Source organism: Enterococcus sp. R12, assembly GCF_058135755.1.
Genome location: NZ_CM176874.1, coordinates 1,039,752 through 1,064,155, shown reverse-complemented (window position 1 = coordinate 1,064,155; position 24,404 = coordinate 1,039,752). Strand labels below are relative to the sequence as shown.

General features: G+C 43.2%; 27 protein-coding genes. 9 read left to right on the top strand and 18 right to left on the bottom strand.

Annotation, left to right across the window (positions count from 1 at the left end; genetic code table 11):
• The 3 genes from ACTW1R_RS04955 to ACTW1R_RS04945 all read right to left on the bottom strand — a co-directional run bounded on the left by ACTW1R_RS04955 (position 1) and on the right by ACTW1R_RS04945 (position 3,497).
• Positions 1–1,362 carry a hypothetical protein gene (locus ACTW1R_RS04955; RefSeq protein ID WP_005225442.1) on the bottom strand — a complete coding sequence of 454 codons (1,362 nt, stop codon included), beginning with the start codon at positions 1,360–1,362 and terminating at the stop codon, positions 1–3.
• A 349-nt stretch (positions 1,363–1,711) separates the two neighbouring features.
• Complete coding sequence (gene msrA, locus ACTW1R_RS04950; RefSeq protein WP_489927477.1) at positions 1,712–2,635, bottom strand: peptide-methionine (S)-S-oxide reductase MsrA; 924 nt, start codon at positions 2,633–2,635, stop codon at positions 1,712–1,714.
• A 316-nt stretch (positions 2,636–2,951) separates the two neighbouring features.
• Positions 2,952–3,497 (bottom strand): cysteine hydrolase family protein, encoded by a 546-nt coding sequence (locus ACTW1R_RS04945; RefSeq protein WP_035006689.1) that lies wholly within the window; start codon positions 3,495–3,497, stop codon positions 2,952–2,954.
• Positions 3,498–3,617: 120 nt separating this feature from the next.
• Between ACTW1R_RS04945 and ACTW1R_RS04940 the strand changes: the two genes are divergently transcribed.
• The gene (locus ACTW1R_RS04940; protein WP_404850161.1) at positions 3,618–4,025 is read left to right on the top strand and encodes an Lrp/AsnC family transcriptional regulator; all 408 of its coding nucleotides are present in this window, start codon (positions 3,618–3,620) and stop codon (positions 4,023–4,025) included.
• Positions 4,026–4,339: 314 nt separating this feature from the next.
• On the opposite strand, the gene ACTW1R_RS04935 is transcribed toward ACTW1R_RS04940, so the two are convergent.
• The 6 genes from ACTW1R_RS04935 to rlmH all read right to left on the bottom strand — a co-directional run bounded on the left by ACTW1R_RS04935 (position 4,340) and on the right by rlmH (position 8,352).
• Positions 4,340–4,690 carry a type II toxin-antitoxin system PemK/MazF family toxin gene (locus ACTW1R_RS04935; RefSeq protein WP_325816660.1) on the bottom strand — a complete coding sequence of 117 codons (351 nt, stop codon included), beginning with the start codon at positions 4,688–4,690 and terminating at the stop codon, positions 4,340–4,342.
• Positions 4,684–4,974 (bottom strand): AbrB/MazE/SpoVT family DNA-binding domain-containing protein, encoded by a 291-nt coding sequence (locus ACTW1R_RS04930; protein WP_080583835.1) that lies wholly within the window; start codon positions 4,972–4,974, stop codon positions 4,684–4,686. The genes ACTW1R_RS04935 and ACTW1R_RS04930 overlap by 7 nt, the downstream gene beginning before the upstream one ends.
• A 590-nt stretch (positions 4,975–5,564) precedes the next feature.
• Positions 5,565–5,663, bottom strand: coding sequence for a type I toxin-antitoxin system Fst family toxin (locus ACTW1R_RS04925; protein ID WP_115233064.1), 99 nt, complete (start codon positions 5,661–5,663; stop codon positions 5,565–5,567).
• Positions 5,664–6,240: 577 nt separating this feature from the next.
• Positions 6,241–7,026 carry a type I methionyl aminopeptidase gene (map, locus tag ACTW1R_RS04920; protein WP_128488873.1) on the bottom strand — a complete coding sequence of 262 codons (786 nt, stop codon included), beginning with the start codon at positions 7,024–7,026 and terminating at the stop codon, positions 6,241–6,243.
• A gap of 42 nt (positions 7,027–7,068) precedes the next feature.
• Positions 7,069–7,806 carry a tRNA pseudouridine(38-40) synthase TruA gene (gene truA / locus ACTW1R_RS04915; protein ID WP_005225435.1) on the bottom strand — a complete coding sequence of 246 codons (738 nt, stop codon included), beginning with the start codon at positions 7,804–7,806 and terminating at the stop codon, positions 7,069–7,071.
• A 66-nt stretch (positions 7,807–7,872) separates the two neighbouring features.
• Positions 7,873–8,352, bottom strand: coding sequence for a 23S rRNA (pseudouridine(1915)-N(3))-methyltransferase RlmH (rlmH, locus tag ACTW1R_RS04910; RefSeq protein WP_008379108.1), 480 nt, complete (start codon positions 8,350–8,352; stop codon positions 7,873–7,875).
• A 373-nt stretch (positions 8,353–8,725) separates the two neighbouring features.
• On the opposite strand from rlmH, the gene ACTW1R_RS04905 reads away from it, so the two are divergent.
• Positions 8,726–10,030, top strand: a complete 1,305-nt coding sequence (locus ACTW1R_RS04905; RefSeq protein WP_096741488.1) for a S1C family serine protease — start codon at positions 8,726–8,728, stop codon at positions 10,028–10,030.
• A gap of 68 nt (positions 10,031–10,098) precedes the next feature.
• Here ACTW1R_RS04905 and ytpR read toward each other — a convergent pair whose 3' ends face one another.
• The 4 genes from ytpR to pepA all read right to left on the bottom strand — a co-directional run bounded on the left by ytpR (position 10,099) and on the right by pepA (position 13,286).
• Positions 10,099–10,713: a YtpR family tRNA-binding protein gene (gene ytpR, locus ACTW1R_RS04900; RefSeq protein WP_005225431.1), complete on the bottom strand. Its 615-nt coding sequence runs from the start codon at positions 10,711–10,713 to the stop codon at positions 10,099–10,101.
• A gap of 572 nt (positions 10,714–11,285) precedes the next feature.
• Positions 11,286–11,747, bottom strand: coding sequence for a universal stress protein (locus tag ACTW1R_RS04895; protein WP_005225429.1), 462 nt, complete (start codon positions 11,745–11,747; stop codon positions 11,286–11,288).
• A 12-nt stretch (positions 11,748–11,759) separates the two neighbouring features.
• Positions 11,760–12,080, bottom strand: a complete 321-nt coding sequence (locus ACTW1R_RS04890; RefSeq protein WP_026008043.1) for a thioredoxin family protein — start codon at positions 12,078–12,080, stop codon at positions 11,760–11,762.
• 129 nt (positions 12,081–12,209) lie between these two features.
• Complete coding sequence (pepA, locus tag ACTW1R_RS04885) at positions 12,210–13,286, bottom strand: glutamyl aminopeptidase (protein ID WP_325816768.1); 1,077 nt, start codon at positions 13,284–13,286, stop codon at positions 12,210–12,212.
• A 292-nt stretch (positions 13,287–13,578) separates the two neighbouring features.
• On the opposite strand from pepA, the gene ACTW1R_RS04880 reads away from it, so the two are divergent.
• Positions 13,579–13,923, top strand: a complete 345-nt coding sequence (locus tag ACTW1R_RS04880) for a peptidase (protein WP_005225425.1) — start codon at positions 13,579–13,581, stop codon at positions 13,921–13,923.
• 60 nt (positions 13,924–13,983) lie between these two features.
• On the opposite strand, the gene ACTW1R_RS04875 is transcribed toward ACTW1R_RS04880, so the two are convergent.
• From ACTW1R_RS04875 to ACTW1R_RS04865, 3 genes are all read right to left on the bottom strand, one after another.
• Positions 13,984–15,018: a YncE family protein gene (locus ACTW1R_RS04875; protein WP_489927476.1), complete on the bottom strand. Its 1,035-nt coding sequence runs from the start codon at positions 15,016–15,018 to the stop codon at positions 13,984–13,986.
• Between the two features lie 77 nt (positions 15,019–15,095).
• Positions 15,096–15,497, bottom strand: a complete 402-nt coding sequence (locus tag ACTW1R_RS04870) for an Ohr family peroxiredoxin (RefSeq protein ID WP_005225423.1) — start codon at positions 15,495–15,497, stop codon at positions 15,096–15,098.
• Between the two features lie 183 nt (positions 15,498–15,680).
• On the bottom strand, positions 15,681–15,929 hold the full coding sequence (locus ACTW1R_RS04865) for a GlsB/YeaQ/YmgE family stress response membrane protein (protein WP_005225422.1): 249 nt from the start codon (positions 15,927–15,929) through the stop codon (positions 15,681–15,683).
• A 406-nt stretch (positions 15,930–16,335) separates the two neighbouring features.
• Here ACTW1R_RS04865 and ACTW1R_RS04860 point away from each other — a divergent pair, with 406 nt between their 5' ends.
• From ACTW1R_RS04860 to ACTW1R_RS04845, 4 genes are all read left to right on the top strand, one after another.
• The gene (locus ACTW1R_RS04860; protein WP_489927475.1) at positions 16,336–17,595 is read left to right on the top strand and encodes an ABC transporter substrate-binding protein; all 1,260 of its coding nucleotides are present in this window, start codon (positions 16,336–16,338) and stop codon (positions 17,593–17,595) included.
• Positions 17,596–17,687: 92 nt separating this feature from the next.
• Positions 17,688–18,221, top strand: coding sequence for a carbohydrate ABC transporter permease (locus tag ACTW1R_RS04855; RefSeq protein ID WP_489927474.1), 534 nt, complete (start codon positions 17,688–17,690; stop codon positions 18,219–18,221).
• Complete coding sequence (locus tag ACTW1R_RS04850; protein ID WP_489927473.1) at positions 18,197–18,559, top strand: carbohydrate ABC transporter permease; 363 nt, start codon at positions 18,197–18,199, stop codon at positions 18,557–18,559. Before ACTW1R_RS04855 ends, ACTW1R_RS04850 begins: the two co-directional genes overlap by 25 nt.
• Positions 18,549–19,400 (top strand): carbohydrate ABC transporter permease, encoded by an 852-nt coding sequence (locus tag ACTW1R_RS04845; protein ID WP_010747711.1) that lies wholly within the window; start codon positions 18,549–18,551, stop codon positions 19,398–19,400. Before ACTW1R_RS04850 ends, ACTW1R_RS04845 begins: the two co-directional genes overlap by 11 nt.
• 72 nt (positions 19,401–19,472) lie before the next feature.
• Here the strand turns inward: ACTW1R_RS04845 and ACTW1R_RS04840 are convergent, their stop codons facing one another.
• Positions 19,473–20,414 (bottom strand): magnesium transporter CorA family protein, encoded by a 942-nt coding sequence (locus tag ACTW1R_RS04840; RefSeq protein WP_167821661.1) that lies wholly within the window; start codon positions 20,412–20,414, stop codon positions 19,473–19,475.
• Between the two features lie 184 nt (positions 20,415–20,598).
• Between ACTW1R_RS04840 and ACTW1R_RS04835 the strand changes: the two genes are divergently transcribed.
• Complete coding sequence (locus ACTW1R_RS04835; protein WP_005225417.1) at positions 20,599–21,426, top strand: manganese catalase; 828 nt, start codon at positions 20,599–20,601, stop codon at positions 21,424–21,426.
• Positions 21,427–21,561: 135 nt separating this feature from the next.
• Positions 21,562–22,401, top strand: a complete 840-nt coding sequence (locus ACTW1R_RS04830) for an aldo/keto reductase (RefSeq protein ID WP_016610001.1) — start codon at positions 21,562–21,564, stop codon at positions 22,399–22,401.
• A 351-nt stretch (positions 22,402–22,752) separates the two neighbouring features.
• On the opposite strand, the gene ACTW1R_RS04825 is transcribed toward ACTW1R_RS04830, so the two are convergent.
• The gene (locus ACTW1R_RS04825; protein ID WP_271814850.1) at positions 22,753–24,279 is read right to left on the bottom strand and encodes a hypothetical protein; all 1,527 of its coding nucleotides are present in this window, start codon (positions 24,277–24,279) and stop codon (positions 22,753–22,755) included.
• Between the last annotated feature and the right edge of the window lie 125 nt (positions 24,280–24,404).

The window sequence follows — 24,404 nt, the reverse complement described above, 5'->3', positions numbered from 1 at the left end:
TCAGCCAAACACTAAGCCGATGACTAATAATAATACGGCTGCTAAACTCAACCACTTCACGTTTCCTTTGACTACATCTAGAATCGGAATTTGGAAGCCAGAAGATAAAGCTTGCATCGTAATGTTGACGAAACTCATTTGACTGCCGAGGCCAACCCCCATCGTTACAAAGCCAAGAGCTAAGACTGGGAAGCCTAATGAAACGGCAACTGGTAGCACGAGTGTTAAAACGGAGCCGACATAGGCACCTGCGGGAATCCCAATCAAGACACCCGTCAAGATCGCCACGGGAACGACGATCGCTGCGGGGGCATTTTGTGCCGCACCGGCAATTACAGCAAACGTCCCAGTTTCAGCGATCACGTTGATGAAGGCTAAAAAGATCCCCACTTGGAACAAGCGGGTCAAAATATACGTGGATCCGTCCACCATCGCTTCCACCGATTGATTCATGGAAAAGTCGGTACAAACAAAAATCAACGCCAACGTGACCACCATATAAACTAGCGGCGTAAAGAGGACAAAGCCGATCAGGTCATTGATCAACGGGCCAAAGATGACCGCAAAAAGCAAGAAGATCGCAGGCAGTGTCGTTTTGAATAACTCGCCATTGCTTTTGTTTTCGTACTCTTGGTTGGCTGATTCTTTGAAGCCCAAATGACGACGCTTGGTCCCGAAGAATGCCAATAAAATCGCCAAACCAACGAATAGCAACCAAAATGGGCGCATTTGATCGACGTAAGAAGCGACACTAAAACCGCCTAGTTCAGACACGATACTAGATTCCAAAGAGGCAGGAGACGTCGTAAAGGAGACCGCTGCTGCTAACGACATCGCTGCGATCAATTCGGGTACCACCCCAACTGCCGCAAATGCTAACGGTGCGATCACCATCGCACTCCCGCCGCCGATTCCAGACATATAAGTCGCTGCTGCCAATAAGATGACAATAAAACCAGCCACATATTCCACTTTTCCTTTGGTTCCTCTTTTGGCTAAGGTTAAGGCCGCCGTATAACTACCCGCTTTGAAGACCGCCATCGCTACAGCGGAATTGATGATTGGCACCGTAATACTCAACATCGTCGGAATAGCTTCCAACAGTTGCGAATTGGCTTCAGCTAAACTGATCCCGCCAATAATCATCGCCAAGATCCCAGCAATCAAGCCAGCAATGATCATATCTACTTTTTTAAAGAGCAAAACCAGCACTAACACTAATGGAATCAGTACTAGAAATGCTTTGACTCCTGTTGGTGCGACGATCTCATTGATCGCTTCTGCCGCAAACACTGTTCTTTCTGAAAAGATAAAAAGAATGAGAGCCATAAACAGTGAGACGAACGTTCCCTTTTTTTTCATCACATTTCTCCTAACTTATATGAATCTCCATATAATAAATGTTGTGTTGCTATGGGGTGTTGCCGATTGATTTTTCCGCTGATTTTTCTCTGGTGTTTCCCACCTTCTTTCCTCGAAGAAAGGAATCAAGCAAAAGACACCTGCTTTTTCGACCTTTTTCGCCACTTTTTCTTTCTCTATTATAATTCTTGTTGTTAACGCTTTCTTTGGACATTATTCTAAAATAAATCTACGTTTTTTATCCAATTGGCTAAAAGCGCAGAAAAAAGCGCGGCTTGTGGAGAAAAGAGCCTTCATTTGATCCATTTGCCCTTTTCTCGGAGCCCCGCTTTTTTTAGTGATCTTCTGTTTATGATCGTTTTTTTCCTCGGTTTGTCCAGCGTTTCAGCCGATAAAAAAGCATCAGTTGTTTGCGCGCTCGCTTGATCCGCTGGTAGCGCTTTGGCTGTTTCTTGTAAAATGCTTGATGGTAGTTTTCCGCTGGCCAAAACTGCTTGGCCTTGCGGATCTCGGTCACGATAGGTTGCTGATAATAACCAGATTGGGCTAGTTCCTTTTTTGCTCCTTGCGCAAGCACTTCCTGTTCAGCAGTCGTATAGAAAATGATTGGACGATAAAAATTGCCGCGATCTTGAAATTGTCCGAAAGCATCTGTCGGGTCTGTCACTTGCCAATACAACTGCAACAAGTCCTGATAGGTGATGATTTCGGGATCAAAAATGATCTCTACCGCTTCGACATGCCCTGTTGTTCCGCTTAGTACTTGATCATACGTCGGATTCGGGACTGTTCCCCCGGTATACCCCGACAAGACGGAAAGAATGCCCGGCTGGTCTTCAAAAGGCTCTACCATACACCAAAAGCAACCGCCAGCAAAAATAGCCACTTCTTGTGCTTTTCCACCTGTTTCGTTCGGCTCCACCGAAACTTCTGCTGGTTGGACTTTGCTTGTTTCTTCATTCATTGCCTTTGTCGGTGCTGACTGGCTGATTGTTTGATAAAACTCTGCGACATTCGGGGTCAGATTGTTTCTCAGTGCCAAAGGACGCAACGACGCTTCTAGTTTTTCCAAAACCCGTCTGGTCTGTTGGTCTTCAAGGCTATTTGACGATTCCTTTTCGTGTTTGCCTGCTTTTTGTTTGGTCGCCAGCTGAGTTTCCAGTGTATTTTTTGCTTGCACCAGTTGTTCTCGTTCCCACTGTCTCGTGCCAGGATGCAAGATCAAATTATAGATTTCTGACAGCCACGCCATCGTTGTTTGCTTCATCACCATTGCCCCTTTGCCTCATGAAGGAGCGACTCTCGCTCCTTGTTTGGTTGCACTGTACCATAGTTTCGCCGATTCGCCCAATTTGATGCCCAAAAAAACGTTCGAGAGAAATCCTCGAACGTTATTGGCTTTTGTATGGGTTGGTTCTTATTCATCCTCTGAGGGATCAGCTCAGTATCATTGGTGGGTACGCAATTGGGCATTCATTTTTTTTAGAAACATTGAAGCGGAATGAGATAGGATTGCCAATTTCAAAGAGTGATCAAGAACCACTCAATGCAAATGAACCTTTGCCTTTGTTAGTAAATACGCAATTTTTCTACAATCCGTTTAAATAGTCATCGGTTTTCATCACCGTAGAGAAAGTTTCCAACGCCGATAAAAACGCTCGTTGAACAGCTTCCGCAGGAATTTCGTGTGCTTCAAATGTTAATGCTTTCGTTGCCGTGGCATCAGAAATCAGTATGGGCTGATAACCGAGTTCTTTACTAGCTCTTGTGGTTGAATCGATGCACATATGCGTCATCATCCCAGTGATGATAACTTGTTGAACACCTAAAGAGTCTAACGTCTCTTTTAAATTTGTTTCAATGAAGGAGTTAGGAAAGTGCTTTTCGATAATAATAGAAGAATGCGTTGTTTTTAACTGTTCATGCAGCAGCACACCTTTGGTCCCTCGTTCAAAAAAATCAGCTGCTTCTTGATCGTTGATGTGTTGGATATAGATGATCGGGAGTTGCTTTTCGATAAAAGACGCTTCTAGTTTATTTATGTTTGCAAGCGCCTGTTCAGGGGAATGAAGGGCCATTCTTCCTTCTTTAAAATAGTCATTTTGGACATCAATAATTACTAAAGCTTTTTTCATAGAATCACCATTTCTTTTCTTATTTGTTATAATCCAGTATAAATACATATGACCTTACAACAAAGCGTCTCTTGAAAAAGATAAAGTCAATTCACTTTCATTATGAAAGGAGGAACCCTTATGGACATCATCGATGAACAAATCCTAGCTATCCTGAAACACAACAGCAAATTATCGAACAAAGAAATCGGCGAAATGGTCCACCTGACGGGACAAGCCGTGGGCAATCGCATCTTGAAGTTGCAAGATGAGGGAATCATTCAGCGATTTAGTATTGTAGTAAACTATCCAAGTACGCAATACATCCGGTTTTTTATGGATTCAAATCGCTATACAGCTTTTGAAGCCTTCGTGAATCAATACAAAGAAATTGAGGTTTTTCATAAAGTTTCAGGTCAAGCTTGTTATCTCTTAGTCAGTCATTTTACAGATGTAACCTTCCCTTTATTTATAGAGAGTCTCTCAAACTGGGGCAGGTATAGTGTAGAAACCTTTGTGGCTGACAAACTCAATCACGGGGATGATTGATGTTAGCGTCTGTGGGCTAGTCCTACATTCATTAGATTCCTTGATATATTCATCAAAGTCTTGATCGTCGAAATTTTCGCAATGATGCCCAGCAGCAGCGTGCCGAATTCAAACATCGCCAAGCATAAAGTATTAAGATTGCTAGTGCAGACACAAAAGCGCCCCCGTTGCCTTGTTTATAAAAATATCGTTCAGGATTACGGGAATGGAGCTAGTATCTCAAAGATTGTACAGCGTATAATGTTACGAGACAAAGCGTTTATAGAATAAAAGAAAACAGCATGGTCAACATCGATAAGATGAGCATGCTGTTTTTATTTACTTACTTTTTGAAATACTGTTCTAACTTTCATCAATAATTCATCAACCAAGTGCTCATGCGCTTTTTCCAAAAAAACACATGCGCTGGCTTCATAATCAATTGTCGTTAATTGATCCAACAATACTTTTCCTGTTGTCTTCATGCCATAATCTGGATTAATACTTACATGTAACGGATAGTTTCTACTTGTACTCGAAATCGGAGCAACGGTGGCAACGTTACTATAATCTGCAATCATGTCATGACTTAAAACAATATAGGGCCTTTTTCCCGTTTGTTCATGTCCAGCACGAGGAGCTGTATCCAATAACAAAATATCCCCTTGTCTAGGTTTTCTTACCATTTTTCATTCCCTACTGCTTCACCTAAATGTTGAATTTCCACATGATTTCTCTCAGCAGTGTAGTTTTCAAATAACTCTTCAATCGTTAACTCGTTTTCTACATTTGCTGCTTCGATGATTAGCCGTTTATGTCCGTTTACTTCTTCTTGTATTATCTTCACTTTGTCATCAGTATGAATGCCAAGATACTCCATAATGTACTTTGGCAATCTAAGACCGTTACTATTGCCCCATTTTTTTATAGGTAGCATTTCCATGTTCGACACCTCTTTCTGTATATACATAGTATAACATATACCGCGACAGAGTATATACATAATTATCCTTTTTGGTCGATTCACCTAAATTCCATTAAAAAGAATTGTTCTTAAAAGTTTACTCTGCTGTGCTAATAAAAATTTGTAGTATGCTGAAATGTCGCATTGTAAAACAATGACTGACATAAACGATTTGATTATAGCCACGTGATACGCTCATTAGGTATTAACAATATTTGGATGCAAATAAGTAGTAAACAACAGGGATTGCTGTCCCTCCCCTATTTATTCCCTCATGTGTTCTATATTCGATAGCATAGCTAGTTCGAAAAAATAGTTAACTTTCCCACTAATCAGGGAGCCAACAATTTCTTCAATAGAAATACCTGCAAAACCGTCATCCATGGCTTTATCAGAAAATACTGGGTCGTTTACTTTATCTATTCAAGTGGATATCACGGGTAGTTTTTTATTTTTTTCTGTGGTATAATAACCTTGCGAAACGATAGAAAATTTATAGCACTACAGCACAAAGGCGCTCCCTAACCGCGACGAAAGGGAGCGCCTTTTTTTATGCTAGTTGCGACTGCTAGCATGTGAGTTGGATAGCAACTTGCTTAGTTGTCGTCTTTGTCTTTCTCATCCAACCAGTGAGAAAATAGTTCGATGACTATACCAACAATAATTGGTGCGACAACCAACGATAGAAAACTCATATACACTACAAACACCCCCCCAGGGGGCAAGTTGCCTTTTTTATTATATCAAATCTTCAGCATCATTTAGACAGTTTTCAAAAATAAAAGTGTAATCTATTAATTGAATAAATTACCTATTTTTTATCTAGTAGCTGGTCTTAAATATCTAACGTCAACTCTGTCCTCACACTATAAAATAGTCTTCTATAGAAAGAATGAAGGGAAAAAATCTCAAACACTTTTAAGCTTCTAGTCCATTGTATGAATGATTTGAAATTCATTGGTTTAATTAGTTTCGCTCTTTATTTTATCGGGCTGATAAATCAGAATTGACTCTCCAATCCCACTTTCATTTTAGGTAGAAAAAAGATCATTCTATAGCTTGTTTAAATCACCCCAAAACAACTGAGCACACGACATGCTATATGAACGACTCCATCAAATAATATCGATATGAATAGACAAGCACTTGTTGATTACTGAGTTCTTTTACGAATCTTTTTGAAAAAAGCACAGTTCGAAAGGGCGTACCATCAGTTAGGTACGCCCTTTTAAGAGATGTAGAAAGTATTCATGTTACGGAAATTACACACAGTTATTTTTCAAAGACATTAAGTGATGTTGACGTTTCTTCCTTTTGCAACGTCATGATGACTGGACCTTCTTTGGTGATGGCGATCGAGTGTTCATATTGGGCACAATAACTGCCGTCGATCGTGCGTGCTGTCCAGCCGTTCGGGTCCATCTTCATGCGCCAAGTGCCGGTCGTGATCATCGGCTCGATAGTGATCGTCATGCCTTCTTTCAACCGAATTCCTTTGCCAGGTAACCCGAAATGAGGAAAGAATGGTTCTTCATGAATGGTTGGGCCAATGCCGTGAGCAATAAAGTCCCGCACGACACCATACCCTTTTTCTTCAGCGAAGCTTTGGATCGCATAACCAATATCGCCAACTCGGTTGCCGACTTGTGCTTGCTCGATGCCTCTCATCAAGGCTTCTTTCGTTACTTCCATCAGCGCTTGATGTTCTGGTGAAATCTCTCCTACCGCATACGTCCAACAGCTGTCAGAGATTGCCCCTTTGTAATCGACACAAAAATCGACTTTGACGACATCGCCTGATTTTAAAACATATTCTGAAGGGAAACCATGACAAATCTCTTCATTGACACTGATACACGTCGCAAATTCATAGCCTTCAAACCCGATTTGCGCGGCTGTTGCCCCTGCAGCTTCTATCTGTTGATGGACAAAGGCGTTGATTTGGTTCGTGGTGATACCGGGAACGATTTTTTCCCGTAGCTGTTCGTGAATACTTGCCAAGATACGACCAGAAGTTTTCATTTGTTCGATTTCTCGTGGGGATTTTAATGTGATCAATTGATGATCTCCTTTCCTTAAATAGCCATTACCCTGTTTCTTTTAATAATACACCTCATCTAGAAATAAGCCATGAGAAGGCACTGTTTCACCAGCTGCTTGTCGTACTTTATCGGCTAACACTTGATCGATCACTTCTGGTGGCAGTGTGCCATCGCCAATGGCAATCAGTGTGCCTGTCAAGATTCGGACCATTTTATGCAAAAAGCCGTTGCCTTTGAAGGTAAACCGCAATAGGTCGCCTTCTGGTGTGATGGTGATTTCATCGATCGTGCGCACCGTTGATTTTTTTGATTTTTTCAATGCAGAAAAGCCGATAAAATCATGGGTGCCGATCAACTTCTCAGCCGCCTGCTGCATTTTTTCCAAATCAAGGGGCTGCGGGCAATGAAAACTAGTATTGCGAGCAAAGACTGATGGAATCGCGTTGTTCCAAACATAATAGCTGTATTGCTTGCCTTTGGCGTGATAGCGTGCATGGAAGCGCTCAGGCACCTCTTCAATCTTGTTGACGACGATGTCTTGCGGCAAATAGCGGTTAAAGAACTGCTGCATCTCTGGCAAACTCATTTGATGGGTCGTCTTGAAATTCGCCACTTGTCCTCGAGCATGCGTGCCCGCATCGGTTCTGCCAGAACCCACGATCTCAATTTCTTCTCCCGTCAATAATTTGATGACCCCTTCAACTTTTTCTTGGATCGTTTTTTCAGAATCTCCTAGTCGTTGCCACCCTAAGTAGCGCTTGCCGTCATATTCAATCGTTAATTTGATATTTCGCATGGTTGTTGCTCCTTTTTACCGATACTATCGGTGGATAGTTTTTTTCTATTCTATTGCTTGAGGTATTTACTTATGATACGGCGCCCCCGTATTGATTCGATACGCACGATAGATTTGCTCCAATAAGATCAGTTTCATGAGTTGGTGCGGGTAGGTCATTTTGCCAAAGGAGATTTTGGCATCACTGCGGGTCATGACTTCTTGACTCAATCCTAGGGAGCCGCCGATGACGAAGGTCAGTTGGCTTTTTCCTTGGATGCCGAGTTGATCGATTTGTTTGGCGAAGGCTTCGCTGGTGGGGTTGGTGCCTTCGATCGCTAAGGCAAAGACATATTCGGTGTCTTTGATTTTGGCTAAAATGCGCTGGCCTTCTTTTTCTTTGATTTGCAGCATTTGGGCTTCACTCAAGGTTTCTGGTGCTTTTTCATCCGGTACTTCGACAAACTCAAGCTTTGCGTATGCCCCCAATCGCTTGGCGTACTCGTTGATTCCTTGAACGAGGTACTTTTCTTTTAGTTTTCCTACTGTGACGATTTTGATTTTCATAGGTTCCTCCTCGTTATCCCCTTATTTTATGAACATGTGGACAATGCTATCCACAACCTTTTACACACTTTGACTTTCTTTGAAATTCTTCTATCTTATCTATAAAAATGCGACACTTCAAGGGTTTCTTCATCCACCCAACCAAAGCTTTCAAGTTTGTCCACACACTGTGGATAAACAGACCTTCGCTTCTCCCCAGTTTTGCCTGCTATTTTTATTCAAAAATGAACGGGTTTTGCGAAGAAAATTTCATCGTTTGAAACAGATTCTTACGCAACTTCTTCATATTTTTTTCAAAATCTCTTAGTAGACTAATCTCAGATAGAAGGAATATACTGATTATAACGAATTATTCATTAAGGGGGAAATAGTAATGGCAAGAAAATATGTCACACCAGGCAAGAAAACTTCTCCTGGTTTATTAAAACGATTAGGTATTGGGATTTTAGGCGGTATGGTCGGCGGTTTATTGACCTTCGGCGGTCTGTATCTGGCAATGGGTTCCTCTTTGACTTCAACACCAGAAACCACGACCAACAGCGGGGTCCAAGATTCTAACGGACAAACCCAAGTATCCAATGTAAAACTAGATGTGACTAGCGATGTCACGAAAGCAGTTGAAAAAGTACAAGATTCTGTCGTTTCCATCATTAATCTACAACAAAGTCAAAGCAACGATTGGAACAGCCTCTTTGGTCAGCAAGGTGGACAAAGTGAAGGCGATAGCCAAAGCGACGACGACAGTGCTTTAGAAGCTTCTTCTGAAGGTAGTGGAGTCATCTACAAAATCGATGGCGACGATGCCTATGTCGTAACCAACAACCACGTCGTTGAAGGTCAAGACGGTTTGGAAGTTGTCTTAGCAGACGGTACGAAAGTCAAAGCTGAATTGGTCGGTACCGATTCTTACACTGACTTAGCCGTCTTAAAAATCTCTTCTGAAAAAGTTACAACTGCAGCAACATTCGGTGATTCAAGTGCCTTGAAAGTCGGCGAACCAGCCATCGCGATCGGTTCACCTCTAGGCTCTGACTACGCAAACTCTGTGACACAAGGGATCGTTTCTTCCTTGAATCGTCAAGTAACAAGCCAAAACGAATCGGGTGGTACGATCAGTATCAATGCGATCCAAACGGATGCTGCGATCAACCCAGGGAATTCAGGTGGTCCACTGATCAACGTTGATGGCCAAGTGATTGGGATCAACTCAAGTAAAATCGCCAGCACCTCGGGCTCTGCTTCAGGTGTTAGTGTCGAAGGGATGGGCTTTGCGATCCCAAGTAACGATGTCGTTGAAATCATCAATCAACTAGAAGCAGACGGCAAAGTGGTTCGCCCTGCACTAGGTATCCAAACGATCGATTTAGGTTCCATCACATCACAACAACAAGAACAAATCTTGAAAGTTCCTTCATCCGTAACTTCAGGCGTTGTGATCTACTCAGTCAACAATGCAACACCAGCAGAACAAGCAGGATTGCAACAATATGACGTTATCACGAAGATCGATGATACAGAAGTCAGCACAACAACGGATCTGCAATCTGCGTTGTACAAACACAAAGTCGGTGACACGATCACTGTAACCTTCTATCGTGGCGATGAAGAAAAAACAGCAGAAGTAAAACTTTCCGTTGATACGTCGATCAACGAACAATCAACAGACAGCAGCAACTAATCACCAAAACCAATCGAAACAATCAAAAAATGAACTGCCGCAAAAACAGGAAGCGGCAGTTCATTTTTTTAGGCTTTACCGACTGGAAAAGCTTCACCTACAACGGCATCTTGAGGCAGTTCAAGGATGCCTTTTTTCATTGGTGCACCTTCTAAATGCAGTTCTTTAGCAGAACAGATCATTCCGAAGCTTTCTACGCCACGAAGCGTCCCTGGCCAAATCATCAAGCCATCTGGCATCATTGCCCCAGGTTTTGCGACAACGACTTTCAAGCCTTTACGGATATTGGCAGCACCACAGACGATTTGCAAGACTTCCCCATCCCCGACTTCTGTTTCCGTGATAGACAGATGGTCGCTGTCTGGATGTTCCACACAAGACTTCACATAGCCAACGACGATTTTTGGTTCCGTATCTGCTGGCAGTTCTTCGCTGAATCCTGCTTCTTTGATCATGGTGTTCAATTGTTGGATTTGTTCTTTCGTCAACGTCACTTGGCCACGGCCTTCGATCGTCATCACTTCTGAGATCGCAAAAAAGTTCCAGCCGACGATCGTGCCTTCTTCATTTTTGATTTGGGCAACATTGCCTTTACGTTCGACGGTTTGTTCTAATCCTTTATCATCTGCTGTGATGGCAAGCAGTGTATCACTGACATATTCTTTGTTATAAGCAAAAATCACGTTTTTTCCTCCTTAGGTACTTACACATTCCGCCCATAATCTTAACAAATTTTTCGGCATCCGTCATGGAATTTCTTTGTTTTCCTTGAAATTCTACTTATTTTCAAAGACAAAAAACGCCTGAGAACCAACTTCTGCTGGCTGGCTTAGGTTGAGAATTGGCGAAGGAGCAGAACCCGCGGCTTCTAAAGAATTTGCTGGTAGAACTACTTTCTACGAAAGAAGGCAACAATAAGTTATCCAAAAACTGTATACAGGAAAAAACTAAGAACCAGCTGCGGCTTATTAGCTAAGACGCTGCTTTGCTAACGAGCCGGTAAACGCAAGTTCTAAAAAACTTCTGTTTGGCACTACTACCTATGTAACAAGACAACAGCGACAGATATCTTCCCTCAAAATGAGCACAAAAGCCTGAGAACCAGCTGCAGCTCATCGGCGAAAGACGGTGCTTTGCTAACAAGTGAAACATCGCTGGTTCTCAGGAACTTTCTTTTAACCCTCGTCTTCTTTTGCTGCCATCTTCTCTAAGAAAAAGAACTCGGCAACGACAAGCTTATTTTAAAAAAATGACCTTACGCTTTGGTTTCTTCAGGTGATACGATCAGCACGTCGCACCGGGCTTCACGGATAACGAAGCTGGCGACACTCCCCATCATGAAGCGTTCCACGGCATTCAGCCCAGATTGCCCCACCATGATCAAATCGATGTCGTATTGGTCTGGTAATTGAGTGGCAAGGGCGTCTTTGATGGAGCCGTAAGCGACGATGCCTTCTACTAGATCAAAATCTACTGATTTTGCGTAGGCTTTGCAGTCGTCGATCAGATTTTTCGCCGTATCTTTTTCTTGTTCTAAGATGGAACTATCCAAAGGTGCATAGCCCATCATGGTCGGCACTTGCTGATCGATGATCGTTGCGGCATAGACCTTCCCTTGATTTCGACGAGCGACTTCCACTGCTTTTTTGAAGGCAGACATCGCTTGATCTGAACCGTCGATCCCTACTAAAATGTTTTGATATCTTTGTGCTTCCATCTTTTTCCCCTCCTATGCTGATTGTACGCTGGTTAAAAAGGCTTCGATCTCTTCTTTGGTTTTGCGATCCTTGTTGACTAACCGTCCCAGCTCCTTGCCGTCTTCGATAACGACGAGGCTAGGAATACCAAAAATGTTCCATTCAACCGCTACATCCATGTATTCATCACGGTCGACTTCGATAAATTGAAGATCTGGAAAGTCCGCTTCGATCTCAGGCAATTGCGGTTTGATGTATCGACAATCGCCACACCAATCGGCGGTGAAAAAGAAGACATTTTTGCCTTTCTCCACATATGTTGCTAACTCTGCTAAATCTTTTGGAATAATCAAATGCTCACCACTTTCTTTTCTTTCAGTATACACCTTTCTTTCAGGGACTACCAACTGACATGCTGATCTTGCAAAACCCTGCAAAAAAAAAGAGACAACGGATGGCTGTCTCTTTTCGTTCGTTCTCGCTTATTGTCCAGCCAAGATCGTATCAACGGTTGAACGATCCAAACCTTTCAAGACTTGAATCACCATTTCCCGTGCCGCTTCATAATCAGCGATACTGAATAGGGTTTGGTGGGTGTGGATGTAACGTCCAGGAACACCGATGACTGAACTTGGGATCCCTTCATTTGCCATGTGTGCCGCACCAGCATCGGTACCGCCTTTTGAAACAAAGTATTGGTACGGAATGTTGTTGGTTTCTGCTGTATCCAACAAGAATTCTTTCATCCGTGGCAACATGATCATGCCTGGATCATAGATTCGCATCAAAGTCCCTGCCCCTAGATGACCAAAGGTGCCATTTTTGGTGACTGTGTCATCTGCTGGCGAGCAATCGACCGCAAAGAACAAGTCGGGTTTGAATTTCGTCACAGACGGACGAGAACCTCGTAAGCCGACTTCTTCTTGAACATTGGCACCAGCAATCAGCGTATGGCCTAACGTTTCCTCTTTCAAGGCTTCAAGTGCTTCTAATACGACTGCACAGCCGTAACGGTTGTCCCAAGCTTTCGAGATGATGTTTTTCCCATTGGCAGTTTTGATGGTTTCCACTTGTGGGACGATCGTATCGCCAGGACGTACACCAAAGCTTTCTGCTTCTTCTTTTGATTCAAACCCAGCATCAAACAAAATATCTGTGACTTCAACATTTTTTTGACCGCTGCTTCCTCGCAACAAATGTGGCGGTACTGAAGAAGAAACACATGGATAATCGCCTTTCGCTGTTTTCAATGTAAAGCGTTGGGCAGAAACCACATAAGGGTTCCATCCGCCTAAAGGAGTGACTTTGAATAAGCCACGATCGGTGATCGTCGTCAATAAGAAACCAACTTCATCCATGTGAGCAGCTACCATCACTCGCGGTGCATCTGCTTCTTGGTGGTGACGCAAACCGAAGATGCCGCCTAAGCCATCTTGTTGGATCTCGTCCACCAAGGGGGTCATCGCTTCACGCATATACGTCCGCACGTCGTGTTCAAACCCACTGGTTCCTTGTAACTCCGTTAGTTCTTTGATGCGTTGAAATGTTTTTTCTTCCATGATCATTCGAGAAACACGTATCGGTTGTTTGCTGCCCTAAAGAAACAAAGCTGCTTTTTTTGAAAAAGCAACGCTTGCTGTTGCTGTGTTTTCCAGCAATTTTTGGGTGAAACAACGGATGTGCTCTCTTCCTCCTTATTCCTACTGATATTCTTTATTATAGCGCAAATTTCTATTGTTGGTTATTTTTCTTATAGAATATTTCTAAACTATGGTAAACTATTGTTAAGAGAACCTGTGCTTTCACCGAGATCAAAACATTCGGGAAAACTTACTTTAGGAGGGACATTAGATGGAGAATGAGCATCCATTGCATTATTTTAAAAATGGACTGACCATCGGTTTAGGTCTTGGCTTTGCAGGAGGGATTTTTTCAACGATCTGGTTGAAGAAAAGGCAAGCCATGAATGCCGATGATGTCTTAGACAATATAAAAGCAGCATTTATCAAAGAAGGACCGATCGAAGGTTCTTGGATCAATTTCGAAAAACAACCTTTGCGCAAATTTGCGATCACTTCCCAAGGATATACTGGCGGCATCACCCGCACCGAAGACGGGCAGCTTGTCACCTATGAATTTTTGGCAGATGCTCATACAGGTACCGTCTTAGATATCCAACGAGCAATCGTGGACTAATCACTGCACTTACGACCAGCTTCTTAAGAGGCTGGTCTTTTTTCTTTTTAAGCAGTGCTTTTACTGGAGCAAGGTCGCAAGATCCAATACCACGACTTCATCGATGCTGCCGCCTTTTTGCCGATACGCCCATGCCCCACTTTCAAACAAGCAATACAGCTGTCCTTTTTCTACCACGATCTGTTCAAGGTAATGGGGAAACTTGATGCGCCGCAACGCATGTTTGCGGGTCAGCACCGTTGCATCCTTTGAAAAGACCCATAACTCCGCCGACCCTGGTCCAAAGGAACGTGCCAGCAACATGTATTCAGTGGTAAAGGCGATACTTTGGACTTTCGTGGTGGTGACCCTTCTCTTACGCGGCTTGATGCGAGGAGACGCTTTGCGACCGCTGTCTGAAAGAACAGGCAGCGGATAATTCGCCACCACGCCCCCTTGTTTCAAGGCAAAGGTCCCTGAGACAAGTTCACCGCTATCGGCTGCCAAATAGGAGCTGTGAGTGATGCCTGCCAATTCGATGACTTGCTGATAAGCGATAGGCTGATTGGTTGCCAAGGAATCATCTTCCAGCAGTGCTTGTAGAGAAACACACGCTACGCGCCCCATTCCTTTCCCAGTAATGGTTAGCCACAGCATTTGCGTTGCTCGATCAAAGACTAGTCCACCGACATGGGGTCGCTTTGGCAGAACCACCGTTTTCAGATGCCGTCCATTCGTTCTTTCTATTATATAAAGCTGTGAGTGATGTTCCTGCTGCGAACAATACGCTGAGATGAACAAATAGTCCTCTGAAACGGCCAACCCTTGTGGGGTCATTGCTTGACACTGATCTGCATGCTTGTGCAGCCTCGTTTCTGCTTTCGCCGTTGCCTTCGTTGCCACTGCGGCAGTGGCTTCTTTTAAACCTGGAACCAAAAGGACTGCTTCCCTGTTTGCCCCGGCTGCCAGCCACGCTTGCCGCACGCTGGGATAACGCTTCAGTTGAGCTGCCATTGCTTGGTTGTGGCGCGCCTGTCGGTGCTTTTTTAGCCAGTACACCACAAAAAGGCCAACCACAAACACGCCCAAAAGCAGCAAGCTCTCTGTTTGTCTCATTGATTGGCCTCCTTGATGAATTCCCTCTTGTCGGCTGATTTACCAGCCGCTTATTGTTTGTCTATTCGTAATAATGCTTAGACTACTTGAACTTCGACATCAATGTTGCCGCGAGTGGCCCGAGAATACGGACAAAAATCGTGGGCTTCTTCTGCGATTTTCTCTGCCTCGGCTTTTTCAACGCCTGGTAACGATACTTCTAAAATCACGCCGATTTGGTAACTACCGTCCTCATGCTGATACAAAGACACTCTTGCTTTAACTTCGGATTCGGATTCGATGTTATGCTCTTTCAGCATATGCTGTACGGCACCGTTGAAGCATGAAGCATAGCCTGCGGCAAATAATTGCTCTGGATTGGTCCCTTCACTATGAAGACCTGGCTTGTCGATTTTCAGGTGAAAACTACCGTTTGGTGCTTCGACCTCTCCGACACGTCCGCCTCGATTGATCATCGCTGTTTCATATTGCTTTTTCATTGAACCTCTTCCTTTCTTTTTCGACCTACTTCAAGTGTAACGACAATTTTCTAATCTGACAAAGGGATTGCTTATGCATCCTTTTAAAAAACAAAAAAGGCAAACCCAGAAACTCTGGATTTGCCTGTCTATTCGAGGTAATTGCTACCCGAAATAAATGAATAGAAACAATTGCTGAATGGACTAGCCGTTTGAACGTCCTAAGAAGAATGAAACAACAGCAACTACAATAACCGCACCAATAATTGATGGGACGATTGCCATTCCAGCAAGTGATGGACCCCAAGAACCTAAGATCGCTTGTCCAATAGCTGAACCTACTAAACCTGCAACGATGTTGGCGATCCAACCCATTGATCCACCTTTATTTGTGATAGCTCCGGCGATCAAACCGATAATAGCTCCTACGATTAATACCCATAACCAATGCATATTTTTCTCCTTCTTTCTTTTAAGTAGTTATTACACATATTATGTTACGCTTAATCCCCGTTTTAGACAAAAGATTTGCACTCAATTTGCAAAAATAATTTTCAAACCTTGTTATATTAACGTTTATCAGCACTTCTTAATTATCGTTGTAAGAGCTTTAATTCGTTTTTTTTAGTATTGGTGCATTTTTTGAAATCGTTTTATTTTGTATTTTGCATCTTATCCGCTAAACTGAGGGAGAACCACTCTTATTTTGTCAGATTATTGGCACTTTTCACTCCTCAATCAGTCCTAGGACTGCTATCTTTTCAGTACTTCAGCTATTTTTCATTGGGGGACGTTTCGATCGTTTTCGATTGGAAACGTTTTTTTGAACAAAATTCATTCAATAAAGGAGAGGAACAAAATGAACAAAAAAATAGGGTATTCAATTTTGTCTTTGGCAGCAGTGATGTTAGGGGTCGCTGGCTGCGGCAGTGGTGACAGTGCCAGCGAGAACAAGCAGATTCGTATGTTCGTTTCTGGAGATACCAGTGAAGGCGGCGCTTATTCGAAAATGGCGGAAAAATACAAGGAAGAAACGGGTGTGACTGTCGAAGTCACCGACGTGCCTTATGCAGACTTGCTGACAAAGATCACCAAAGCTGTTCAAGCGGATGATGCGCCAGAAGTCGTGCGGGTTTCTACCGTTCAACCTGACTGGAATGACTATCTGATGGATCTATCAGACATCGCCAGTGAGGCAAAAACATTGGAATCGATGACGATCAAAGATGAAGCAGATGTCGTCAAAGCACTTCCTTCTGATGTCACTGCCACTGGGTTGTTTATCAATACGGATTTGTTTGACGAAGCTGGTGTGACCTACCCCACTTCGGAAGAGGACATTTGGACTTGGGATGAATTTTTAACCGCGATCAATGAAGTCGTTGAAAAAACCGATGCCAAATACGGCATGGTCATGGACGCGTCGGATCACCGTTTACGGGCTTTCACCTATCAATATGGGGGACAAGATTTCTTTTTAGATGACAGCGGTGATTCTTATACGACCGATGATGCTACGAAAGCGGCTTTGCAAAAATTTGTTGATTTGAACAATGACGAAGTGATGCCAAAATCGGTTTGGACCTCTGGAGAAGATGCTTCTGCTATGTTCAAGAGCGGCCGTGTTCCAGCTTACTTTTCTGGCAGCTGGCAGATCGTTGATTTTTCTACCAACATCAGCAACTTTAACTGGCAATCCACCTATTCTCCTTATGAAGAGACCCGCGCGGTCAATATGGGCGGCAACTTCATCACTGGCTTCAACAATAGTAAAAACAGTGAAGAAGGCGAAAAATTCATCAAATGGTTGTACGAAGAGGAAAATTACAAACAGCTTTGTACCTATGCTGGTTACTTACCTGCGGCGGAAGATTTGACGGTCGACTATGAACAAGGCCAGGATGCTTATGAAATCTACAACCAAGAGATCGCAGCCGCTGCTCAACCAATCAGCAGCAAGCAAACCACCGATCAAGTGACGATGAGTATGAAAGGCTACACTGGATTGACAGGGGCTTACCGTGATGCCATCGTGCAAGTGTTAAATGATGAAATTACATTAGATGAGGCAATCGACAAGACGATCAAGGATTACAATGATGGGTTTTTGAAGAAATAAACAGACGTTCAACCACAAAGAACCCATAGTCTGGCTTTTTGCAGACTGCGGGTTCTTTGTTGCTGATACGATCGTCGGAGGAGGAATTTTCTGTGAGCACTTTACAAAAAAACAAATGGCCGCTGCTGTTTACTGGCGCAAGCATCATTTTGTTCATTATCTTCTTTTTGATTCCAGCACTCTTAGGACTTTATTACTCGTTGACGGACTATAAAGGCTTTGCGACAGCCAATTTTATCGGCTTGGCGAATTATCAAGAATTGTTTCAAGACGCCAGCTTTTATAAAGCACTATTTCGTACATTTCGTTATGTGATTATTCTGGTCCCAAGCATCTATGTCGTTTCTCTCGCCGTCGCTTTGATGTTGAACAGTCAGCTGGCGAAAGGCAAATTTCTCGCAAAGATCATTTTTTTCTTACCATGGACTATCTCTGGGATCATCGCTGGGGTTATCTGGAAATGGCTGTTTGGTGAAAACTTTGGCTTTATCAACTTTATTCTAGAGCAAGCAGGACAACAAACTGTCCCGTGGTTTACCGACTCGAATGCTGCCTTTCTGTCATTATTTTGGCTGCCATCTGGGGCGGGACTGCCTTTAACATGCTGCAATTTACTGCAGCTTTGAAAAATATCCCTCGCTCATTGTATGAAGCTGCCGAGATCGACGGCGCCAGCTTTGGGCATAAATTACGCTACATCACCTTGCCTATGCTGCGGCCGACTTCCTTTATGGTTATCTTATTGGCTTCGATCGGCGCTATGAAAGAGTTCGCCCTCGTGCAATCGCTGACCAATGGTGGTCCAGGAACCGACAACATGTTGATCGTGCAATATATCTATACGACTGGGTTTGACAAAATGCGGGTCGGCTATGCCAGTGCTGCCTCCATGGTACTTTTCGTGATTCTTTTACTGTTAGGCTTAGCACAAATGAAGATTGGAGGCGGCAAGAATGACATCTAAGACTATCAAAACCAAACGACCTGTCACAAGAAAGTCAGCGATGTTTTTTTTAACGCTGGCACTGATCATCACTTCCCTGCTGTACCTTTTTCCACTACTTTGGTTCTTATTAAGTGCCTTTAAACCAGGGACTGAACTATTTGCTTATCCCTTGAAAATCATTCCTGAAAATCCAACCATTCAAAACTTTATTGATGCTTGGACAACATTGGATTTCTTTCGTTACTTCAATAATACGTTGATTTCAGCGGTGGTCACCACTTTATTGACGATCCTAGTCAGCGCCGCCTGTGGCTATGCCTTTGCAAAATACGATGCGAAATGGCTGCGTTTTTTCTTCATCTGTATCATCGCCACCACCATGCTGCCGACGGAAGTTATCATGAACCCAACGTTTTCTGTCATTCGTTCACTAGGCTTATATGATAACTTATTGGGGATCATCATCCCTTCCATCAATACAGCAACCGGTATCTTTATGTTCCGAACCTTTTTCGTCTCCGTTCCTGACGATCTGATTGAATCAGCCCGCATCGATGGCGCTTCGGATGGGATGATCTTTTTGAAAATCATGCTGCCGATTGCCCGACCAATCATTATGACACTGGGGATCTTTTCCTTCCAGTGGCGGTGGAATGATTATATCTGGCCCTTGATCGTCTTGAATGATCCGAAAAAATACACCTTGCAAGTGGCGATCCGCAGCTTGGTGGGCGCGGAAAATATCAATTGGACGATTTTGATCGCTGCCTCGGTAATTTCCATTTTGCCTTTGCTGCTGGTCTTCCTCGCCTTTCAGCGCTGGATTCTCGACAGCAATTTAGACAGCGGGTTAAAATAAAAAAAGTGCCGACTGCTTCGTCGCACCTTTCTCCTTTTATGGATGAAAAGTGCCACAGAGCAGCGGCGCTTTTTATTTTGAAAAGTCTTTTCGTGACAAGTAGACGGCGGTTAAAATGCCGACTAAAATAGCCAAGCCAAAGACGACGATCGTACCGATCGCATTGTCTTTTCCTGGCAGTCCCCCGGTGTTGATCCCCCATAGCCCCGCGATCAAGGACGGCACTGCCACCACTAATGCCGCAGAATCTAAGTATTTCATCAAATGGTTTAGATTGTTGTCCATCATATCAGAGAACAAGCCACCGATGGTTTCTAACAAGTCGCGATAGATAGTGACCATTTTCATGGCAAATTTCTGCCGCAGCTTGATGTCATAAACGAGTGCTTCATTATCCAAACGATCCAAAAATTCTTTGCGATCCATCAATCGATCGACAGTATGGTTTTGGTCCCGCAAGGTGTGATCAAGATAGACCATGTCTCGCTCGGTATCGGCTAAGTTAAACAATTCCTTGTTTTCCGTCGTTTTACGGGCTGCTTGATCCAAATCATCGATTTGCTTCTTCATTTCCTGCAGACCTTTGATGTAATGGGTGTAGATCATCAACGTCGAATAGGCAACGATATCTTCATACCGTTGGATATCTTGTTCATGCTTTTCGATCAATCGTTTGATCAGATTGGATTGATGGGAGACATACGTAATCAACAGATCTTTGGTGTAGATAAAAGTCACAGGCTCAAGACGGTCTTCGATTCGATCCTCAGTCACTTCCGACAAATCGATCAAAGTATAGAGAATCGGATGATTTAACTTGGTGTTGCGCAAGTATTCCAAACGTGAGACTTCTTCCGGTTCATTGGCGCCAATAAAAATATCTTCGGGCAGTTGATACTTATCTAACAAGTGTCGTTGTTCCTCTGGATCTGTGCCAGAAACCACTAGCCAATTGTAATCCTCCTCCGAAGATTCTCTGATTTTTCGGTCTTCCATTTTGTAATACTGAAACATGGTGACTCGCTCCTTTTCTAATTCTCTCTTAATTTAACTATCTAACGCTTCACGCTTTTTGTCAAAGTAAATGGCTTTTCTTTTCAGTGCTTTTTTATTTTGGCAAAGTGCGTTTTATTAGACGAACGTTTCGATTCATGAGAAACTTTTTATGGGCCCAATAAAAAATTTTAGGAGGAATAGTATGTTTCGTCATCAGAAAGAATTACAGTTTGAAGCTAAACCAGAAAAACCAAATCCGTTAGTTGCGAAATACCTTCAAGAATTAATCGGTGGACAATATGGAGAAATGAGTGTTGCCATGCAATACTTATTCCAAGGATGGAGCTGCCGTGGGGAAGAAAAATACAAAGACATGTTAATGGATATCGCTACTGAAGAGCTTGGACACGTTGAAATGTTAGCAACGATGGTTGCACGTCTGCTGGAAGGTGCACCTGTGGAAGATCAGGAAGCTGCCATGAAAAAAGACCCAACGATCGGTGCGATCATTTCTGGCATGAATCCGCAACATGCCATCGTTGCTGGCTTAGGACCACGTCCTGCTGATAGCGTCGGCAATCCATGGTCAGGTGCGTATATCATTGCTAGTGGCAACTTACTTGCTGATTTTCGTGCCAACTTAAATGCGGAATCACAAGGTCGTCTGCAAGTAGCACGCATCTATGAAATGATCGATGACCGTGGGGTCAAAGACTTACTTTCGGTCTTATTAGCGCGTGATAGCTACCACCAAAATCTTTGGGCAGCTGCCGTGAAAGAATTGGAAGAAAACGAAGGCTCGATTTTAGTGCCGACTACCTTTGATCGCAAAAACGAACGCTTAGATATCGCTTATGATTTCTATAACTTCTCAGAAGGCGACCAAAGTAAAGAAGGCTCTTGGGCGAAAGGCAAAGCCCTTGATGGTGAAGGCGAATACCAATGGCTAGACGAACCAAAAGTCGAAGGAAAAGCGCCAAAACTCGATCAAGTCACACCAAAAATGTATGGCACACCGCCTGAAAAATAATTTAATCAAAAAGAGCAATTGTTTCTGAAACAGAAACCGTTGCTCTTTTTTCTTTGTCTGTTTGAGCAAGTTGGTTACGTTCCTGTCAAAAAAGCGTTAGAGTAGAATGTAGAGAAGAAAAGGAGGAATCATTTTATGAAAGCACCTTTATTGACATTAAACGACGGCAATTTACGCCCCGCAGTGGGCATCGGTACCTATCAGATCCGTGGTGGCGAAGGATTGAGCCAGCTGCAAGCAGCGATCGCCGACGGGTATCGCTTGATCGATTCTTCAACCAATTATGACAATGAAGGCATTGTCGGCAAAGCGATCCGTCGCTCGGGTATCCCACGTTCAGAATTTTATATCACCTCAAAATTACCAGGAAAATACCATGGCTATGATGATGCCTTAACCAGCATTCAAGAATCCCTTGCTCGCATGGGGCTCGACTACTTCGATGCCTTTTTGATCCACTGGCCATTACCAAAACGCGGCAAATATGTCGAAGCTTGGCAAGCCTTAGTGACCGCCCAAAAATTAGGCTTGATCCGTTCCATCGGCGTTTCCAATTTTGAACCAGAACATTTGGATGCCATCATTGAAGCAACTGGTGTGACTCCTGCATTAAATCAAATTGAGATCCATCCTTACTGGGTCCAAGAACGAATGGTCGCAGAAAACAAAAAACGCGGCATCGTAACGGAAGCTTGGAGCCCATTAGGTCGTGGCAGCGATGCCCTGAAAGAACCACTGATCACTGAATTAGCTGAAAAATACCAAAAATCAGCTGGTCAAATCATCTTGCGCTGGCATGTGGATCGTGGCATTTTGCCCCTTCCAAAATCAAGAAACCTCGCCCATCAACGAGAAAATCTTGCGATCTTCGACTTTGAACTGACTGAAGATGAAATCAATCAAATCAATCAGTTAAACAAAGCAGACGGCCGCATCGATGGTCAAGACCCAAATGAGTATGAAGAATTTGAATAAACAATTACAACTGAAAAAAACACCATAGCTATCTCTTGGCAGACAAAACCTCTCAAAAATCAGCGACCAGCTGCTTTTGAGAGGTTTTTTATGTAACCAAGGTTCCAGTGGTTAGCTTTGCGTGGATCAAAGTCGTACGATCAAAATATTCTTTTTGGCAGAAATATCCTTGCTAGCAGTTCGATTTTCTTAAAGGTAACAAGCCTCAGCTAGGCGTTCATCACAGCTTTTAATCGAATGTCGGTTTCTCGAAAGAAGGTTGTCCTTCACTGTTTCGACACTTAAAGACAACAGCGTTTCCCCCGTTTTCCTTCAGCTTGAAAGGAATTTTCACATGCCCATCAATGAACGTTATCCCCAAAACTCGTGTTTCTTGCGAGGAGGTCTTTTTCGGTAAATGAAGATGGCGAAACTCAGAATGCCACAAAATAGACCGGCGCCTCCTAGTAGTTTCACGATAGTCGGCAGCCCTCTTAAGCCCATTTTGTATATGGATGATACTGTGCCATTCCTATTGATGGTCGCCCAGATAGGATAGTTCCGTTCTTCAAAGGTGCTCATAACACGCCATCGTCGTAGATAGACATCTGGCACACTATGAAGTTTTTGACTTTCTCTGATTATTACATACCCTTTTGAAAAGACTTCGGGATAATCAGTTAGTAGTTGTTGCCCTTTTTTCACTAAATTCCTTGGGGTATTTCCTGCAACGCCTACTTCCACATAAGGATAGGAAGGTCGATTTTCTTCTAAACGAACGCCGCCAATCGTTGCAACAGCTTCATCGATTTTTTCTTTTATCAGTGCCTTGCTAAGATAAGTTTCAGGAAATGATTCTGGACTTAAAAATGTGGTTTCTTCATGCAGCTTGAAACCTACCACATTGTCCTGATATCTTCGGAAAAACAAACCCGGTACCCAGCCGATTTTTAGCATCTCTGGTGTGAATTCTACAGAACGATTGACAGGTTCCTCTGTTTTTGGGAGACGTTCAGCCGCTGCTAAATCGATTTCCTCTCTCCTCCCATTGGCAATCACATCACGTGTGAAAAGATTCAAATCAGAAATAAGTCTGCCCAGTTCCTCATACGAGGTTTGCTTCAACTGAACCACTACTCGATCATTTCTGTCTGGTCCAGCGACCAGCTCCATATCGTAGTAGGAAAATTCATCAAGAACAAGGTCAAGCATCGTTTCGAACCCTTCATCATTTTTTTGCGTATAAGTCTCATGGTTCAATTGGAGATGGACCCGATTATTAATAAAGGTCACTTCTTTCCCATAATAATCTTCCGTCGTTACATCAGCGATAGTCGGTGATGACGGTTCGGGGTTTTCTGACAACCAAAAGGGTTGCTGGATGAGATAATGAGTCCTTGCATTACTGCTATCGACGACGACTAATTCAAATCGGCTCTCCTGTTCATCGGTAGAAAGAAAGAGACGAGCTTCACCGAATGTTCGCTCTGTAACTTCAGGTTCTCCCGCTTTTTTTTTATACAAGTGCTGATCGTATTCGCCGTTCACATTGACATAGACTTCTTCTAACGTTTGCCCTTCGCTTGGTGTGACCGCATAAATCAATTCTAAAAAAGGAACCATCAATTCTGAATTCGGAAGTTCCGTGACGATTTCCAACAATGGTTCAGTGAGCGGCTCTGTGGGTTCTGTAGTATTCCTTTCGCTGTTGAGGATGGCCGCTAAGGTGCCTTCTATCTGAATTGAATCAGTATCTGAAACTTCGGCTGCTTTTACAGGTAAAACTAAAAAGTGACAGATGGTGAAATAGATAAATAAAATACAAAGAATGATACATAAGGGATCTGTTCTATCAGCCTTTTTCTTACTCATTGAGGTTATGCGTTTATCTGATTGCATTCAATTCACTCCTTACATCTAAGGTTTTCGAAGTTTATAAAAAATGTCCATCAAATGATTATTTTTCACTAGTAAAAAAACTAATTGATAACCATTTGATGAACAACAAATTCATATTCCTTAAA